At 49.4% G+C, this 18118-nt stretch carries 17 protein-coding genes; 7 read left to right on the top strand and 10 right to left on the bottom strand.

What is annotated here, in order from left to right; genetic code table 11:
- Nucleotides 1-244: 244 nt before the first annotated feature.
- From HOK28_12710 to HOK28_12700, 3 genes are read right to left on the bottom strand one after another with little or no spacing between them, the layout of a single operon-like run.
- Nucleotides 245-682, bottom strand: a complete 438-nt coding sequence (locus tag HOK28_12710) for a bacterioferritin (GenBank protein ID MBT6433953.1) — start codon at nt 680-682, stop codon at nt 245-247.
- Between the two features lie 12 nt (nt 683-694).
- Entirely contained in the window at nt 695-898 is a 204-nt protein-coding gene (locus tag HOK28_12705; GenBank protein ID MBT6433952.1) for a SlyX family protein, read from the bottom strand.
- A 13-nt stretch (nt 899-911) separates the two neighbouring features.
- Nucleotides 912-1676, bottom strand: coding sequence for a hypothetical protein (locus HOK28_12700; GenBank protein MBT6433951.1), 765 nt, complete (start codon nt 1674-1676; stop codon nt 912-914).
- A gap of 132 nt (nt 1677-1808) precedes the next feature.
- On the opposite strand from HOK28_12700, the gene HOK28_12695 reads away from it, so the two are divergent.
- Nucleotides 1809-3137 carry a S1 family peptidase gene (locus HOK28_12695; protein ID MBT6433950.1) on the top strand — a complete coding sequence of 443 codons (1329 nt, stop codon included), beginning with the start codon at nt 1809-1811 and terminating at the stop codon, nt 3135-3137.
- On the opposite strand, the gene HOK28_12690 is transcribed toward HOK28_12695, so the two are convergent.
- A complete protein-coding gene (locus HOK28_12690; GenBank protein ID MBT6433949.1) occupies nt 3116-3850 on the bottom strand; it encodes a hypothetical protein in 735 nt (244 codons plus the stop codon). The genes HOK28_12695 and HOK28_12690 overlap by 22 nt on opposite strands.
- A 175-nt stretch (nt 3851-4025) precedes the next feature.
- Complete coding sequence (locus HOK28_12685) at nt 4026-4337, bottom strand: hypothetical protein (protein MBT6433948.1); 312 nt, start codon at nt 4335-4337, stop codon at nt 4026-4028.
- A gap of 187 nt (nt 4338-4524) precedes the next feature.
- On the opposite strand from HOK28_12685, the gene HOK28_12680 reads away from it, so the two are divergent.
- On the top strand, nt 4525-4983 hold the full coding sequence (locus HOK28_12680; protein MBT6433947.1) for a response regulator: 459 nt from the start codon (nt 4525-4527) through the stop codon (nt 4981-4983).
- A gap of 73 nt (nt 4984-5056) precedes the next feature.
- The gene (gene yaaA / locus HOK28_12675; protein ID MBT6433946.1) at nt 5057-5827 is read left to right on the top strand and encodes a peroxide stress protein YaaA; all 771 of its coding nucleotides are present in this window, start codon (nt 5057-5059) and stop codon (nt 5825-5827) included.
- On the opposite strand, the gene HOK28_12670 is transcribed toward yaaA, so the two are convergent.
- Both HOK28_12670 and HOK28_12665 read right to left on the bottom strand, forming a co-directional pair.
- Nucleotides 5824-7020: a cytochrome P450 gene (locus HOK28_12670; protein MBT6433945.1), complete on the bottom strand. Its 1197-nt coding sequence runs from the start codon at nt 7018-7020 to the stop codon at nt 5824-5826. The two genes, yaaA and HOK28_12670, sit on opposite strands and share 4 nt — an antisense overlap.
- Before the next feature lie 155 nt (nt 7021-7175).
- On the bottom strand, nt 7176-7859 hold the full coding sequence (locus HOK28_12665) for a carboxylesterase (GenBank protein MBT6433944.1): 684 nt from the start codon (nt 7857-7859) through the stop codon (nt 7176-7178).
- Nucleotides 7860-8030: 171 nt separating this feature from the next.
- Between HOK28_12665 and HOK28_12660 the strand changes: the two genes are divergently transcribed.
- Complete coding sequence (locus HOK28_12660; GenBank protein ID MBT6433943.1) at nt 8031-9158, top strand: glycosyltransferase family 4 protein; 1128 nt, start codon at nt 8031-8033, stop codon at nt 9156-9158.
- Nucleotides 9159-9162: 4 nt separating this feature from the next.
- Here HOK28_12660 and HOK28_12655 read toward each other — a convergent pair whose 3' ends face one another.
- The gene (locus HOK28_12655) at nt 9163-10599 is read right to left on the bottom strand and encodes a hypothetical protein (protein MBT6433942.1); all 1437 of its coding nucleotides are present in this window, start codon (nt 10597-10599) and stop codon (nt 9163-9165) included.
- A gap of 232 nt (nt 10600-10831) precedes the next feature.
- On the opposite strand from HOK28_12655, the gene HOK28_12650 reads away from it, so the two are divergent.
- Nucleotides 10832-12982, top strand: a complete 2151-nt coding sequence (locus HOK28_12650) for a S8 family serine peptidase (GenBank protein ID MBT6433941.1) — start codon at nt 10832-10834, stop codon at nt 12980-12982.
- Here HOK28_12650 and HOK28_12645 read toward each other — a convergent pair.
- Nucleotides 12975-15119 (bottom strand): hypothetical protein, encoded by a 2145-nt coding sequence (locus tag HOK28_12645; protein MBT6433940.1) that lies wholly within the window; start codon nt 15117-15119, stop codon nt 12975-12977. The genes HOK28_12650 and HOK28_12645 overlap by 8 nt on opposite strands.
- 147 nt (nt 15120-15266) lie before the next feature.
- Here HOK28_12645 and HOK28_12640 point away from each other — a divergent pair, with 147 nt between their 5' ends.
- Both HOK28_12640 and HOK28_12635 read left to right on the top strand, forming a co-directional pair.
- Nucleotides 15267-16319 carry an NAD-dependent epimerase/dehydratase family protein gene (locus HOK28_12640; protein MBT6433939.1) on the top strand — a complete coding sequence of 351 codons (1053 nt, stop codon included), beginning with the start codon at nt 15267-15269 and terminating at the stop codon, nt 16317-16319.
- Between the two features lie 33 nt (nt 16320-16352).
- Entirely contained in the window at nt 16353-17018 is a 666-nt protein-coding gene (locus HOK28_12635) for a YdcF family protein (GenBank protein ID MBT6433938.1), read from the top strand.
- Nucleotides 17019-17024: 6 nt separating this feature from the next.
- Here HOK28_12635 and HOK28_12630 read toward each other — a convergent pair.
- Nucleotides 17025-18118: agmatine deiminase family protein (locus HOK28_12630; GenBank protein ID MBT6433937.1), on the bottom strand; the 1094-nt coding region annotated here is incomplete at its 5' end.

The following is an 18118-nucleotide window of genomic DNA, read 5'->3' as shown; positions in this document are numbered from 1 at the left end:
GTAATGGGACCGCGGCATGCTCCGAGGATAAGGCATGAAATGGCGATTGCTAGCGTAGCAGCGGCGCTTGGTATGGGCAGTCGTAAAAGCACGGATGCATCTCCATGATGTTGGGCTGGGATGACTCCCGGCCCACGGTTTATTGGTTCGAGGAACGAGCCAATAGGACCTACATCAGAGATGATTGGATTGGTTGGGTCTTCATTCGCAGTGTAAGGAATGTCGCACTGCGTTCAAGGCTGAATCAGCCTGTGAAGTCTCTTAGCATTTTTTTGATTTCCATAACATGCAGTTCTTCTTGGCCGATCATGGTGCGGGCATACTCTTCCAAGTAAACGCTGCGGTCTGAAACAACGTCGAGTAGCTCAGCATATAGCGTAAGCGCATGACGCTCATGCTCGAGACTTTCAGTGAGTACATCTCGCATGGTGTGCTTGCCGCTTTCCTCAAGCGAATCGATGGAGAGGCTTGGGTGCCCTTCAAGTCCGGTAAGAATCTCTCCTGCTTGCTGTGCATGGGTTAGAGATTCTGCGGCTTGAGCTTGCATGAATTCTACGATGGGCAAGCGGTACGGACCGGTAACCATGAGTGCGTAATGTGTGTAGCGAACGACGCCGGCCAATTCAGCCTTCATGATTTTGTTGAGCTTGTCGCATGCGTCTTGAATATTCAATTCTTGCATTTCTTACTTCCTTTAATAGTGCGGTGGAGGAACATCGTCTTTTGCTTCAACGGTCATCGAAGGCATTGCCTGACGAACATGTGCATCCAGAGTTTTGAGCTGAGATTCTAGCCTGTGAAGCAAGAGTCCCTGCTCGGCAACGGTGTCATTGAGTTTGCTGATGATAGCATCCTGAAAGGCAACAGTTTCTTCGAGTTTCATTATACGTTGGTCCATAGCTTGGCTCCTATTATAGGTCAATCCTAGAGTCGGTGTTAATACTGTTTTTCGTTTTTTTTATCTCAAAATGAAAATGAGAATGTTTCTCAAAATAAGAATAGGCGTTCTCGTAGCCTTCTCGGTACATTTTCCAGGCTCGGCTGGGGTCCCTTGGTTTAAAACCACTGAATGGTTTGTAAGGGGTGCGTGGGTGAACCGATGCTGATGTATCTACAGCACTGGCAGTAATGGTTCGGTCACTCAGTGTGGGTTTATTGTTACTGAATGAACCGTCAATACACAGACGTCCGCGATGCTTTACCATTTGTGTTGAATAGAAAGGAATAAAAAAGCTCCCGAGCATGATATTTTGAAGATGCGAATTACTCTCAAATTCATTAATGAGCTGATAACTCTTAGGAGGGAAGTGACTCACGCAAAGGTGCAGTCGTTTTTGGGCCTTGCGGTAGACGTGTGGGCGTCGATTGAAAGAGTAGGAAATCGCTTCGTTTTGCCACTTCGACATTTTAAACATAGGGCCGGTACGAGATGCCCGAGAATTGGAGGCAAGACGGTCGTAGCTTTCTTTGACCTCTTGCCAGGGAATATCGCAGGCAGCGGCTACCGCTGGTATACAACCCGACGAAGCTCCCAGGAACTGCCATTGAGAGAGGTCGAACCCGCTGTCTTCTTGCAGGAAGCGGAGGATTCCTATGTGATAAACGACGTTCCAAGAACCGCCGGCAAAGCTCATTTCCATAATTTCCAAATCAACTGATTCGGCTTGATGCGTCAAGTCAGAATCAAAGAAAATTCAAGTTGATACTCTTGCGGGTCGTGATTTGATCCCGTAGTCTCTCCGGGCCCTGCTCATATCGATATAAAATCTGTAGTTCGTTCATATACGGCTTTTTGGGAGACCCATTCTATGTTGCACCGAGTGTTCCCTTCTTTTACTGGCTTTCTTGTATTTTTCGCTCTTGTTGGACTGACTGCCTGTGGCACTGAAGAGCCTACAATCCTATTAGCGGGGGCAATTGAACAAGATTCTGCTGCCATCAGCGGCGGTTACAACGACAATGAAGACACCGCGGTGGTTGGTATCGTCTCATTGGCAAACAACAGTTTAGGGATTTGCAGTGGAACTTTGATTGCCCCGAACGTGGTCTTGACCGCGCAACATTGTGTGGCGCCGACCAGTTCAGAGGGCGTTCTCTGTGGCGCAACGACTTTTGGACAATCCTACGATCCATCAGGTCTCTTCATCTCCACCAAGCGACGCCTTACCCAAAGCCCGGACGATTATTACTCCACAGCTGAGATTTTGGTTCCACCGGGAGGCAGTGATTTTTGTGGTTACGATATTGCCTTGATGATTTTGAACAATCCTGTGGATCCGGCTGAAGCAACGCCTCGCATCGCTGCTGTCGATGTGGATTTAGAGCAATCCGATGGTTACTACGCTGTAGGTTACGGTGCCACAGATGGTGCTGGAAGCGGAAGTGGACAACGCCGACGACGCGATGGGCTTTACGTCGCATGCGTGGCGGATGAATGCCCGCCTGCCTATACAACTTATCAGGAAATGATTGGTGATACGGGTGTGTGCCAAGGCGATTCTGGTGGACCAGCCTTTGATCTTGAGCATCGTGTCGTTGGCATCGCATCACGCGGTTCGGCTGGATGCGAGATGCCTATTTATACGTATGTTCGGGCTTGGGGCGACTGGATCAAAGACAAGGTTATCTACGGTACAACTGGCGCGGGTGTAGACACACCGAAATGGGCATACGGTGCACCGACAGATCCTATCTACACTTTACGAGTTGGCGCAGAGTGCACAACCGACTCCGATTGTGAATCGAATATGTGCCGCGATGGTTACTGTACGCGACCCTGTGAGGATTTAGCGCCGTGTCCAGATTCGTTTATGTGTGAAAACGTCACCAATGAGTGTGTATCGATTTACGACTTAAGAGTTGGTGCGGCTTGCGAAAGTAACGCTGACTGTCTCTCTAATATGTGCCACAACAATTATTGTACGCGGCCCTGTAACGAGGGCGCGGTTTGTCCCGATTACTATCAGTGTCAGGAGTTGGGTGGTTACTGTATTTCAGACAGGGAAGCTGAAGAAGAGGAATCGGCAGACTCTGGTTGCCACGCAGTCGGCGGTTCTTTTTGGACAGCGATGTTGGGCTGCTTGTGGCTGGTAGGCCTTTATGGACGTCGTAAAAGTTATGCTGAGAGCTTACGATAGGCTTTGTGAAAAGGAATATAGGGAACATCATTCTCAATGATACCCGCTCCCAAGAGATGGCTTTTCTGAGCCATTTTGTCCACTGGGAGGGCGAGAACCACACCTGATATTTGAAATTGAATCATCATCGCGCAGAGGCGGTTGGTTCGTTTCTGACTTTGGTCTTCATAGCGTGCGGCATTGACGGCCGCAAAACCAATTGATTCTAGAATGTGTCGCGCCATCGGTAGAAGTGCCTGGTGGAATGTTTCCATGGACTCTACCTGGGTGAGCATATGGTGAGTATGGGCTGCCACCATATGAAACTTCTTCTCAGCAGCCAGCTTATTCACCGTATTGGCATAAACCTTTATTTGGTACTGGAGGTCTTTGAGCTCACCGGGAGGTGTTTGTCCTGCAAATTTTAAAGGACTCCCAAATTTCTTGGCATGACTCATCGGGATAAAGTCAGCGGCAATGACCCGGATTCCGAGACGATTGTATTTCTTGCCCCACATGTCGAAGAAATAGGCTGGAAGTAGAACCATCAGTTCAGATGTGACCATGAAGAGCGAGAGAACCAGTGAACGACCGCGGGTGAGTTTTGCGTACTTCATCCCACGTTTGATGTTGATAACAATCGCTTCAAGTATGTGCGTTGCCATCCCTTCATCTTCAATACGAGAGATGTGTTTTTGCATAAGTTCTCTTGTGATTAAGAGTTGTGATTCCATCGTTTGCTCCCGTTGTATATTGGCTCTTCTTCCCAGCACATGTTGAACAATGCAGGGGTTGTGCCAATATGGGCGCAATCAAAATGGTAACAATATCGGTAGGTTCCCGATAGGCGAGGCGGATAATTTTCGGATTCCGCCATAGAATGGATGATTCAGCCAAAATAATGGCTGATCACATACTGATCGGCGTTCCGCAACGTGGATTGGAAGCCACTCGGGTGGCAGCCCGAAGAACGGTTTGCTTGATATCGCTATCCGTCAGTGCGCCATTTCGCTCACCGTAGAGATCCATGAGTAGCTCGTTGGCGACGTATCGAGGTGGAGTCTGGTTGAGCGCCAGGGCAAGTAAATCCAGTGCACATTCAGCGCACGAACAATAAGCCAGCCCGCTGTCCACGTAGTGACCTACAGCTGTAAGTACTCGCTCTTCATTAACATTTCGGACTCTTAGACAATCTTCTGCGACATTTGCCATCTCAATCACGGCTTCTACCTCCCATTATTGCGCTTAAGCGCAGTTCCACCACATCATCCTATCGACGGTTTATGTTAGAACTTAAATAAGAGATTGGTCGTGATGCTGGTCTCGATTGCTCGACAGTTTGAATTAAGATAGCTTTATATTCTAGGCGATTAGGACGTTATTTATAGTCACGGGAGTGCGTAGAGGCATGTCTGAGGAACAAAATAATTCCGATGAAAACCCGGCAGTGATCAAAGATAGGCTCTTGATCCTCGATCCAGACGAGCTGAATCTCAGAGTTATCAAACAGATACTGTGTGAAGACTACGAAGTGCACATTGCGGCTTCAGTGCGTGAGGCTTTTCGTGTGGTGGATAATTACCCCATCAAAGTTATCGTTGCTGAGCAATCGCTTGCCCGGATGACCGCCATAGAGTTTTTCGAAGAGCTTGAAGAGACGGGTAATTATGCAACCCGTATTGTGATGACTGATTTTAAGGGTCATGCACTGGCCTCTAAGGCTCTAGAGCAGAAAAAGATTTTCTTTATCCTTATCAAGCCGGTCGATGTTGTAAGACTTAAGAAAAGAATTCCGGCTGCGGTTGAAGACTTTGAAAATCGTGGTGGTAAACCGCACGTAAAGCGTAACCTCGACGATCTGCTCTAGGCTTCGTTCTAAGCTTGACGCATCCCACGCCCTTCGGCACAAACACTCATGTCTTTCACAAGGAACTGTGTTCATGTTTGCAGTGATATCTCCCGCAAAAAAACTCAACTTTGATGCTCTCGACTCCAAGGTGAAGCACTCCATGCCACGGATGCTTCAAGACACCGAAGAGCTGATGGAATCGACGCGCGTTCTTAAGCCCAAGGATTTAAGCGGACTGATGAAAATCAGCGATAATCTAGCGGAACTAAATTATGCTCGTTTTCAGGCGTTCTCCACGCCGTTTACCAAGGACAATGCGAAGCAGGCTGTCTTGGCGTTTAATGGTGATACCTACACAGGACTCGATGCCGGTACGATGAATGTAACAGATCTCGATTTTGCACAAAAACACCTAGGCATACTCTCGGGGCTTTATGGGCTCTTAAAGCCTTTGGACTTGATGCAGCCTTATCGCCTCGAGATGGGAACAAGATTGGCTAATCCCAGAGGGAAAGACCTTTATGCTTTTTGGGGTGATTCGATAGCTGAAGCAATCAACAAAGCAGTGAAAGCAGATGATGAGCCAGTCCTCGTCAACTTGGCTTCTAATGAATACTTTAAATCGGTACGGGCAAAAAAGTTGGTACCCGATGTGATCACGCCGGTGTTTAAAGAAGTTAAGAATGGCGAACCGAAAATCATTAGCTTTATGGCGAAGCGGGCACGTGGAATGATGGCACGTTATATCATCGATGAACGGCTAACCGAGCCGGAGGGCATGAAGAATTTCGATATCGGTGGTTATACCTATCGCGAAGCTCTCTCTACCGACTCCAACTGGGTTTTTACGCGACCGAATTAATCTCTGCTGAAGGTAACAGGAAGAGTCTTGAGCCCTCGGATGAAGCACGATGGACTTTGAACGGCTTCTTTTTCCGTGTGATTGGCCATATCGGGAATTCTTTGCAGGACTTCTTGTAGAAATACTTTCACTTCAAGTCTGGCCAGCGAAGCTCCAATACAGAAATGTTTTCCGTAGCCAAATGAGACAGCAGGTCTTGAGAACTTTCTCTTGATGTCAAACTGGTCTGGATTTTCGAAGACCTTAGGATCTCGGTTCGCAGCCGGGTAGAGCATGATAATTTGTTGCCCTTCCTTCATTTGCTTACCGTGGTATTCGTAGTCTTTGGTCAATGTACGAGCCATTCGAACGAAAGGCGTTGACCAGCGGATCATTTCTTCTACCGCATTGTTGACGACTTCGGGGTTATCGAGATTATCGACCAAGTACTTTTGCTGCTCTGGGTGATTCATCAAAGCTTGCATACCACCGCTGATGGCGTTGCGAGTTGTTTCGCTTCCGCCAACCAAAAGTAGGTTGTGCTCAAAAAGTAGCTTTTCAGGTCCAAGGCTTTCACCGTCAAGTTCAGCGTTAAGCCATACGGTAAGCAGGTCATCCCCAGGGTTTTCCATTTTTTCCTGGAGAAACTCCATGTGGAATTCAGTGAAGTTACCAAAGTTTTCGATGACGTCACCGGTGATGTGGTCAGGTCCACATCCAGCATGTGTGTAGACGTCGGTCCACTTTAGAATCTCGTCTTGTTTCTCGAGTGGGTAATCGAGCATCTTGCCGATGAGGCGCATAGGCAATGGTCGAGCGAGATCTTGTACTAAGCAGCACTCGCCGTCTTTGATCACCTTTTCAACCAAGCCAATCATGACTTCTCGGGCGTATCCTTCAAGATCGTTGACGCGTTTAGGAGTAAAGCCTTTACTAACGAGTGCACGCTGCTTGGTGTGTGCTCTGCCATCAAGGTTGATCATCGCCTCATCTGGCCAATCCTCTGGTGAGACTTTGGGTACAACCCCTTGACCGGAACAAAAGATATCCGTGTTTCTAGAGATAAACACGACATCCTCATATCGAGCTACAGCCCAGAGCTCACTTTCTTTATCCCAATAAAGCGGCTCTTCATCGCGTAGGTAATTGTAAAACGGTTCGGGATTGAACGTGTGGACATCAAGTGACATCAGGTTGGTATCAGCAAAACTCATCGTAGCCCTCTTGTTGGTCGGCTCCCGACTGGAGCGTTACCGATAGGATGAAATAGAACTTGTCTTTATCCAACCATACATAGAGGGCAAAGCTTGGTCCGCTCTTTAGTCGTCAAACTATGTAATAGGGCATTAAGAACGAGGGGTTATTGAGCCTAGACCGATGTCTTACCGAAGCATTGCCACATCCAGCGAGCAATCACTTTGATTTCCTCAAGGCAAATTTCGTGGCCCATTGGGTAGTCGTGCCATTCCATCGGTCTTTCGGGACACCACTTTGCAATTTGGTCGTGAGACTTGCGGCCACGGCTTGGGAGGACAACATCGTCTTGCGACCCATGACACGTTAGCAATGGGGTCAGGGCGTTGGCAGCATTGGCTTCTTGCTCGAGAGTTTCGGGCAATACCATGTAAGTACTCAGGGCCATGATGCCCCCAAGCATTTCGGCGTGACGAAGCCCTACATGCATGGCGATGGCGCCACCTTGAGAAAAGCCAGCAATAATAATCTTATTGGCGGGAACGCCGCGCTCTTTTTCGCGCGCTATGAGCTTTTCAATTTCAATAGCCGTGCTTCGAATGTCTTCTTCTGATTCTCGATTGGCGGTTTCTTCGAGGGTGCGAATATCGTACCAAGACGGCATGCGCATACCGCCGTTGAGCGTCACAGGGCTGTCGGGAGCTTGAGGAAAAATAAATCGGACGTCGGCTAAATGCAGGTAAGGGACGACGGGGACAAAGTCTTGAGAGGTTGCACCTAATCCATGCATCCAGATGACGGAACCGAGTTGTGGCCCTTTCGTGGGCTCGATTTCAAAGCAAGATAGATGGTCGCTCATAGCTAATCCTTTAATTGATGCCAAACCAGAGGCAACACATGTTTTTCCTGGTAGCGTGCTCACAGCCAGATGTTCCATACCGTATTCTCTAGCTTTGCCCAAGTAGGACGTTGGAAACGATGCTTGCGGTGCTCTAAGGCCTAGATCATAATGTGGCTCTTGGAGGAAACTGTGCGCATTGCTTTTATCGATTTTATTGATTGGGACTACACCCCTCAAACACCTCGAGAGCGCCCTTTGGGGGGTACTCAATCGGGTCTTTGCTATTTGGCTGAATCGATGGCGAAGGCTGGACACCATGTGTTTTTGATAAACAATACGACCAAGGTCCAGACTGTCCGTGGCGTCCAGTGTATTCCGCTCTCTTTAGATGGTCCCAAATTGAGAGAAATATTCTCTCTTATTAAAGCAGATGCCGTTGTTGTTTTATCCGCAAGTGATGCGGCACAGCAATTGAGGCCCTGGGTACCTTTAGGAACGAGGCTCTATTTATGGACGGGGCATGCAGCGAACCAGCCTCATCACAATGGCTTGTCTGACCTTGAGAACAAGAAAGCTTGGAACGGCTTTATCTTTATGGGGCAGTGGCAGCTTGAAACAATCGCAGAGAAGTATGAGTTAGATATTGAGCGGTGTGTGAACCTCGGGATGGGGATCGCCCCGGCTTTTGAGAGAGTGTTTACCACTGAAGATAAAATCGTAGATGCTATGAGCGAGCATCCAACCTTGGTTTATACGAGTACACCGTTTCGTGGTTTGGATATTTTGGTCAAGGCCTTCCCGGCGATTCGTGAACGGGTGCCCAATGCGAAGCTCCGTGTGTTTTCGAGTATGAAGATTTATCAGATGGATGATGTGGACGATAAATACTCAAACCTTTACGAAACCTGCAGGAATACACCAGGTATAGAATATGTCGGCCCGGTGCCACAGCCGCAGTTGGCCAGAGAGCTCAAAGAAGCGACTCTGCTTGCCTATAGCAATTCGTTTGCCGAGACAGCCTGTGTGGCGATGATGGAAGCGATGGCAAGTGGCTGCATGATTGTGAGTAGTGATCTTGGAGCGCTGCCTGAAACGACCGCAGGTTACGCTAAACTCCTCAAGGAGTCTCCAGGTTCACCTGAATATGAAGCTGCGTTTATAGACAGAGTTGTTCAATCCATTGAAGATGTCACAGGTGGTGATCGAGAAAGTGTTGAAAAACATCTTCAAGAGCAGGTTGCTTATTGCCGTGAAACTTACCGCTGGGAGGCCAAGGTTGAGAAGTGGATTCAGTGGTTGGAAAAAATGGCAGCGTAATATTTTAGACCTGCGGACAGTGCACGGCCAATCTTGCTTCTTCCAAAACATTGCTGATTTTGCAGTTTAACAAAGACAACGGTCTAAGCTTCTTTGTCATACGAGACGACACCTGCTTAGCGATGCGAGTATGTTTACGAAATGCCGAAAATACGCGTTTTTTATCAGGACCGACGGTGCAGTTGAATTCTTGAACAATTCGCTCAAGCGCTGCTTGGGCAGAGACCAAACTGTTCTCTTCGGATAAGAGCTGCGGAGCTAATGAATTTTGACGCTTATCAAAGGCTAGAGAAAGTTGATTCACTTTTTCTAGGTACGGATTCAGAATTCTCTCAAGATCACTGTCTAGGAATTGCTGGGCTTTACTTGGAGCCAAGCTTGGCCGTCGTGGGTCACGGAAATCGCTGTTTTCGGTGTCACGGCTTCTTTGCTCTTTACGGCTTAATACTTCTGCACTGTGAATATGCTCACAAGGGCTTGTGCTTTCGATGATAGGGGGAAAGGGATCTGTGCTGTTCATATCCACAACTACATCGAAATGGTTGGCCCAGCAGTGGTCCTCGCAATAGCCGGTGTCGGTCATTCCTACAGTGTGGGTGGAGGCCTTGAATATCTCCGGGAATTGCTTTTCAAGAGCTGATATTTTGTTGGTTCTAGAGTTAACTTCTTGATTCTTCAATGGTGAAATCCGCCTTGGAATTTTGCTGACGGCTCCATAACTGGATGCTGGGTGGCTCAGAAATCCTTCATGCTCCTCCACGCGGGTATAGAAAATATGGTCTACATCTAGGTTTCTAGCTGCTGCTTCAAGAACGGGTTGAGGTGACGCGCTGGATAAAATGATGGTAAGCCCCGGGCAACGGTTTCGCAGCCACACCAGGTCTTCACGCTTGATGACTTGGTCGTCTTCGTGACGCTTCCAAACTCGGTCAGCCATATGGCGCAGTTTGGTGAGGGGAATACTGGAGAGTTGCTCGAGTAGCCGATGTTGTGGAACTGCCTGAATACCTTGGGTGGGTTCAAGTCCAAACCGCAGGTAAGCCAAAGGGCGGGTGGACTTTAAGCGGTTAAGCCACTTGGCCCAAACAAAATAAAACAGTCCGGGTATCGCCCAGCTCTTGGCGGCCCTGAGTAGGTACTTGAGGGAGTCGAGGGGCTTGTCCCGTAGTAAAAGCAGTCGCCCGGGAGCACGCTCACTGTTGAGCTTGTCTAGGGCTTCCTGCCCATAGGCATTCTGTGCGCAGATTTCCCAGCCAAGTAATTCACCTAGATTTCGATGAAGGTGTGTCGTGTGGTCTACATCTAAAACGAGATAATCTGTTTGAGGTGAGACGGTTCGCTCGCAGAGCTCACGAAAACTCACCGGGTCTCCATGAATCGTGAGCTTCTCAATCACTCTCATTGAGCTTTTACTTCTAACGTTTCGATTGTTTGTTTTCATCGCACTTCCTCGAAAGCTTTGGATGAAAGTACAATAGGCGTTCGCCAGGTTCTGTGTGTAACCTATGTGCAACAATCACGAGGACTTATGTCATGGTTTGGTCATCGATCGTGTACTTTGAACCTCGAACGGGGGATCAAAAGATACGGGTTCGCTCTTTTGTACCCTTCCACCTGGGCGGTCGGGGAGGTAATCTGCGCTCCATCAAACCCGAAATAAAGTGGGGGAAATCATGAACGCACTTGCCCTGTGCCGACTGACTCGATGGTTTTTAACCGTTACTATCCTCGCCCAGGCCCTACCAGCCCAGGCGAACTTACTTCAGACCCAATCTCGTGTGGATGCACAGTTACGCACTCAGCTCCAACTTGCTGACCGCGAAAACTCAGAAGTCATTCTCTCTTTCTTTGTGAAGACCGACAATGTGATGGGGACACTTCATGAAATTGAGGCGATGGGCGGAACTGTTGGAACGATTGCAGGTGATATCCTGACCGTTCGCATGCCGGCTCACGGGTTTTACGCCATGGAGGCATCCGAAGACATTGTTCGAATGGAGGCGACAAGGCCGGTGAAGCCCACCTTGGACCGTGCTCTTATCGGTTCTGGTGTGGATTTAATTCACAGTGGGGCTAAGCCATTGAACGCCTCTTATTCTGGGGCAGGTGTGATCTTGGGCGTGATAGATCGCGGCTTCGACTTGGACCACAGTGCGTTTAAGCGTCCCGATGGCTCGAATCGAGTCCTTTCTATTTGGGACCAATCTGCGACTTCGGGCAATGCTCCTGGGGGTCGATGGACCTATGGAAATGTTTGCACCATGCAGGATATCGAGGCCGGGTGTCGAATTGAGAATACGACCAGTACCCATGGTACCCATGTGGCGGGGATTGCAGGTGGGGGGCAAGTTGGAGGTCTTCCTTATAAAGGCGCTGCATATGATGCCGATTTTATTTTTGTTCAGTTGCCAGCAGTGGGCGCTGACTGGGCGACCACTTCGGAGCCTGCAAGCGACGGGCATATTTGTGATGGAGCTGCCTGGGTTTTTAGCCAAGCTTACGAGCAGAACAAACCGGCCGTGATCAATATGAGTGTGGGAAGTCATTACGGGCCTCACGACTCGACTTCTCTTGCAAGCCAGTGCCTGACCAACTTAACGCTGCGGGCGGATGGCAGCACGGTTCCCGGTAAGATTTTGGTTGCTGCGGCCGGGAATGAAGGTGCTGGAGGCGGTTTGGGATGGATCGACTACGGTAATGGTTGGGAGAGAACACAAGCCTATACTCATACCACAGGTATGGTGGGTGCTACGCCGACGTTGGTCCCTTTTAGAGTAGGCTTCGACCACTATGTTGGGACCGAAAGAGAACCCATCGAGATTTTCCAGGACCTCTCGAGTTATTGGTTCAATGGTGACCATAACCTACAGGTTCGTGTGGGTGTTGTGCACTCTGCAAGCGATGTTACTTGGACTTCCCTGTATAGTTACAATGATTTGTTAACGGAGGGGGAGGTTCAGCTCTTATCGAGCGCCTCGGGCGTCTATGGGCATGTGAATGTGATTGCAGATCAAAATGCCGCAGGTGCTCGGTGTTTTCGGGTTTACATCTCTGATTGGGACAGCGATGGAGCTGAGGGTGGTGTTGCGTTTGTAGTGGAACTTACCAATCCCTCGGGCGAATCAGTACGTGTTGACGGGTTTATCGAGGTTTCCAATGATGTTCGCGCGGGCGGGTTTCTAGACCTTGATGTTCCAACGGGCAACCATCTGACGGTCGATAACCAGATGAGTATTGGCTTTCCTGGAAATAATCCAAATGTTCTCGCAGTCGGTTCTTATGTGACGCGTAGCTCATTGGGAGAGGGTGCTGAGAGCCCGGATGTCGAAGGTGATAGAGCAGGGAGTTCAAGCCGCGGACCGACACGAGATGAAGCCATGACTGGATTTAAGCCAGACATTATGGCGCCGGGTCAGTTTATTGTTGCTCCTCTAAGTTCCGATTATCTCCCGCACCTGATGGAGCAATATCTCGAAAATGTGATGGTCTTTGAGGGCGCCTATGGAGAGCGCGATAGCTACATTGCTTTCCAAGGAACGAGCATGGCTTCACCGGTCGTTGCAGGAACGGTCGCTTTAATGCTGGAGCATGACCCTGAGTTAAGCCTGGAGCGTCTCCGGGAGATTCTCTACGCAACTTCAACCAGTGACCGTTTTACCGGTGAGGTTCCAAACTATGACTTTGGTTATGGGAAGCTGAATGCACACTTGGCAATGCAGGAACTGACCGGCACCGCTTTAGCCGAGGGCTGCAGTGCGGCACCGGTGTTACCGTGGTTTATTTTACCGCTTCTCTTGGTGATGCGGCGTCGACGTCTCACTTAGGCGAGAGCTGTAGAATCTGTTCTGCTTCTGCATCGACTACGTAAAGCATCCCGGCGTTGTCAAAGGCCATGCCCATGATTGAATCCGGTGGCAGGTCTAAGTCAATCCAGTCAAGAAGCTGACCTTCGCGGTTGAAGGCAAAGATACGGCTGGTCTCATTATCGGATACGAAAAACATATTGTCATGAATTTCTAGGCCAGAAGGCTTACTCATTCCATCTACATTGACACCGCTGATAAGCGTAGAAAGATTGGCGTTGTTCACCATCTTTTGAACCGTGCCATCATAGTTGGGTTGGATGTTTGAGCCGATTGAGCCCGACTGAGTATTCAGTGCCACAATACGATTGTTGGCTGTATCCGCGGCATAGAGAGTTCCATTTTCGTAAACGAGGTGACTTGGAACACCTTCTTCATATCCCAGTTGACCGTCAGCATAGCGATACACTTCACCATCGGTATGATCTGTTCCGCCAGGGCCGTGGTCTTGGTTGAAATTATATCGAGTTAAGGAGCCGTGATAGCCGTCGTAAATCCAGTAAACATTCGCGGTTTCCCAAGCAACGCCAACGCTGTTCGGACTGTTATGCAACATGTCGAGGTGACTGGAGTGTCCGGAGTTGAAGAGATTTAACTGTGAACTCCACATGGTGGGTCCCATGAAGTCGTAAGGTGTGTCCGGCTGGGTGAAGCCGTCTTCTTCCTGAGCTGATGTAAAGTTTCCGTTCGCACCAAATGCGATGGCAGCAGGGCGAGCGAAAAAGTGGAGGTTGGTCGAGTAGTCCATATCGTTTGGACTGTTGGCAAGTCGCTTGTGATAGCGCGGAAATACTGCCGAAGAGGAGTTCTGGCCTCCGGGCATGTAGCACCGTGTTGGGTCACTTGGGTCTGGCTCGTGTCCTTGCGAGCAATTGTTGTAAACTTGCTGGCTCCCATTTTCACAATCAGGATCTTCAACGCCGCAACCTTGGTCACAGCCGTCATAGGTTCCGTAATAAGCTTGGCTGCACATCCAAACCGCAGTGCTATTTGATTTAAAAAGAATGCTCCCTGAGGAATCGCCCCAGTTCATAACCCAGAGTTCTTCAGGGCGTTGAGGATGAAAAGCAATGTCACGGGGAACGTTGAGGCCTTGAGCTGTACCGGCCACGACTGTCAGTGTGACGCCCGCGGTGGTGTGGTTGCCATTGCCGAGTACAGCGACGCCATCGCCAGGAGTGGTTGAACCGTTATCGTTTCCACCGTTTCCATTGTCTGTCCCTGAGTCGTTGCCGTTGTCGTTGTTTGTGTCACCCGTGTCGGTGTTGCCGTTATCACCCGAACCGGTACCGGGGACTGTTGGATCTTGTCCAACCGTTAAAGAGAAGCTGTGCCCATTCATGCACCATGTCTCTCCACCCGCAACAGGCGTGGAAACATAAGTATCAGGGTCGATGGTGACTTCTTTAAAAACAACGGAGTTTAGCTCGCCAGCGAATGTTTCACCATTTTGTCCAAACTCTGTGATGGTAACGCTTCCCACATCTGCGTAGAAATACTTTTCACATGTCCCGCCTTCAGTGCAGCCGGTGAGTGCAAGAAGACACAGTCCGCAATCTGCGTAGTTGCTGCCTTCAACTGAATAGGTGCCTGGCTCAGTGGGTCCGTTAAAGTTGCCCTGGAACGAACTGAGCATCAGCAGATCTCGAGGCGAACCCAGTGAGTTTTGTGCTTCGTATTGGAATGCATTGGTTGCGTAACTTGCCTGATGACTTGCTGTGGAAAACCCGGTTCGGTCACAATCACTGTTGTTATTGCTGTCAGTGTTGTCGTTCCCCGTATCGGTGCTGCCTGAGTCACCTGGGTCTGTATCGGGCTCGCAATTGGTTCCGGTATTGCCGTCGTCGGTGTCTGTTCCAGGGGTACCGTCATCGGTATTTGTTCCGGTATTGTCCGCTCCACTATCACTGCCCGGAGTCGTATTATCACCGGGCTGACAATTGGAAGCGTCGGAGTTCGTTGAGTCTGTGGTATCAGAGCTGCCTGGATTTTTCGGAGCAGCTGTCTCCGCGTCGCTGCAGCCAACCGTGAGGACGACTGATAGCGAAAGTACGGCAAAAGAGCGTATGTAGACGCTTAGAATATCGCTGGATTGCATGTCTTGAATCTCCCGAATAACATCTCATTCAAACCAGGGCATGGTCTGACTTCAAGCAGGACATACTTGCTTGTCTAAAACCTGGCAACCCAATTATCTTACGGCTGCATATCGGTCGCTATTGCACTGTTTTAGAAGGGGATTCGCATGCTGGTGGGGGTCACGGGAGCCACAGGGTTTATTGGCATGGTACACGTTGCGCGGTGCGTTAGGCGTGAAGAAGCGGTGCGGGTATTGGTGAGAGAAAGCCATCCGTGGTCGCAGACGGCTCCGGACGGAGTCGAGGTGGTGGTCGGGGATTTAGCCAATCAAGACGCCATGAACCACTTTGCCAAGGGGCTAGATGCATGTTTCCACTATGCCGCGCGGGCCTCGTTTAAAGGCGAGTGGGAACAATTTGAGCAAGTTAATGTTGAGGGAACTCGCAAGTTGGTAGCTGCTTGCCAGAAGGTTCCGCGATTTATTTTTTGCTCCACGCAGGCGGTTATTCTCAAGGACGAGAATGTTGTTGATGGTGACGAAAGCCTAGCCTACCCAAGTAACTTCATTGATCACTACGCACGCTCTAAAGCTCAAGCCGAACAAGTGGTCTTGGCTGAGCACTCCGGGGCAACTGTTTTAAGACCGCCATGGGTCTGGGGGGCAGGAGATACCAACAACCTGCCCACGCTTCTTCGCCCATCGATGAATCAACGCATTGCTTATTTCGCGGGTGGCAAAAATCTGCTCGAAACAGTTCACGCTCTAAATTTTGTAGTCGGTGCGCAAGCAGCTGTGGAACATGAAGCAACCATGGGTCGAATCTATTTCGTCACAGACGATGAGCCGGTTGCTTCGGGGAATTTCAGCAATGAAATTCTAGTCGCATGTGGCCTGGAGGCAAATAAGCGTTCCTTGCCCGCTGCGCTCGGTAGAGCACTTGCATGGTCCGGCAAGCGAAACAGCAAGGGTAGCCCCATTTTAACTCGCTCAAGTTTCTTATACATGGTCAGAGACCAGGTTTTGAGTGATGCCCGTTTTCGCGATGATACCGCTTATTGCGCTCCCGTTAGCCGGGTGGAGGGACTGGAGGACTTAAGGCTCTGGTGTGAGTATGTCGGTGGGCCCGGTGAAGTAGCCGTAGGACGAAGACGTGGAGATTCGCGTAGCTTGGTTGAAAAAACGTGGGACTATCTGCTTAACCGTTCTGAGCTGATTTGATGCCGATTTGCCTTACTAGGCAGGTTGGGTTTAATGGCCAGTAAGATGACAAAGGAACGACTCATAAAGATTTTCGCAGGAGCGCTTTTAGCTTGTGGGCTTTTGATATGGCAACACGCGAGTATCTTGGAGGCCTACGCGCTGTTTTTTCGCAAAGATAATGCGACACCAGGAGCGGATGCCATTGTTGTTTTGAGTTCGCCGAGGCTAGAGCGTCTAGTTCGAGCGTTTGAATTGGGTGCAAATAACTTCGCGCCTCGTATCCTTGTTACGACAACCCCAAAAAGACTGACTAAAATATTCGGGCTTAAATATCCTACGAAAATGGAGTGGGTTGAGGCTGTGGCTGCATCCTTAGAGTCAAGTGTGCCGGTTGCTCTGCTGCCTTCTCTTGGTGACGGAGCAAGGTCGACTTTTGATGAAGCCTACGATGCTCGACAGTGGGCTCTGGACAATAATTATAAACGTATCATTATCGTGACCAACGCTTATCACTCTCGGCGGGCTCTTTATGCATTTGAAAAGGTTTTCAGTGACAGTAGCGTGGGGGTTGAAGTCGGTGCGGCGGCCAATTCGTCTTTTTCTGAGAAGAATTGGTGGCTGATTGATTCGGGGCTAGCGGCATACTTAACCGAACCCCTGAAGTTTGTGGCTTATGTCTTATTCGACCATAGCCCCGACTTTATTGAGAACCGCTAGTCAGTTTTAGGCTGCGTTGAACAAGGCAGGCTTTGCTTGAATGTGTGCGGGTTGCTGCTGGGTTGAGCAGTGAATGGCGCCTTGACCTAAAATATAATGGCTACAGTCTATCGGTATAATTTCTCTTTTTGGGAAACATTTCGACAGGATATTTAGTGCTTGCAAGTCGTTGTGATCTGAAAATGTCGGAACGAGAACACAGCTGTTACCAATATAAAAATTGCCGTAGCTTGCTGGGTAATTCCATCGTCCTTCTTTACCCTCAAAGACCGAATTGTACCAAACAGGCTTTGGCAAGGGCAGGCGCACGATATTAAACGGTTGGCCTTTTGCATCGCGAGCGTTTTGAAGCTGTTTGTAATTGAGTTCTAACTGTTCGTAGAGAGGGTCGCTTGAGTCGTTACCGACAACTGTGACAATCGTGTCTCTTGCAACAAATCGAGAAAGATTATCGATATGTCCTTCGGTATCATCCCCTGTGAAGTCAACGCCGTCGAGCCATATTACATGCTGAGTTCCCAGGTATCTTTCGAAAGCTTCTTCGAAACTCTCCAGAGTCTGCAAGTCGGCGGTTTCTGCGGATTTTGGTTGGCGATGGAGTAGACAGTTTCGAGTTGTTAGGAGCGTGCCTTCACCATTGTGATCGAAGGCCCCACCTTCCAAAACAAGTTGGGCTTCAAATCGGTGAATATCCAATGCCTGGGCAATGCGTTGTGGCACCTGGTTATCGAGCCCATCGTGAGCTCCATAGTAGCTTGCTCCTTTGCCTCCCCAACCGTCAAAGCGCCAATCTACGAGAGCAAGAGTTCCAAGCCCATCGTTGGCGTTGTCGTCGCGAACTAGAAAAGTTGGACCATAATCTCGAATCCAGACGTCGTTGGTAGGGAATGGATGAAACCGTACCCGGTCCATGTTCGTATCCCAAAAATGCAAGATTTTACTGACACGTTCGGCATCGGAGGGTTGCTGAACTAAAATCTCAATTCGCTCAGAGCACTCCGCCGGTGCCTGAGCAAGTTGAGCGATAGAGCGGGCGATGGTTGTTTCAGCTTCTCTTAAATGACCGGGCCAGGTCTCACTGCAATGAGGCCAGGAAAACC

The sequence above is a fragment of the Deltaproteobacteria bacterium genome, from assembly GCA_018668695.1.
Classification (GTDB): domain Bacteria; phylum Myxococcota; class XYA12-FULL-58-9; order XYA12-FULL-58-9; family JABJBS01; genus JABJBS01.
This window is presented reverse-complemented; position numbering and strand designations above follow the sequence as displayed.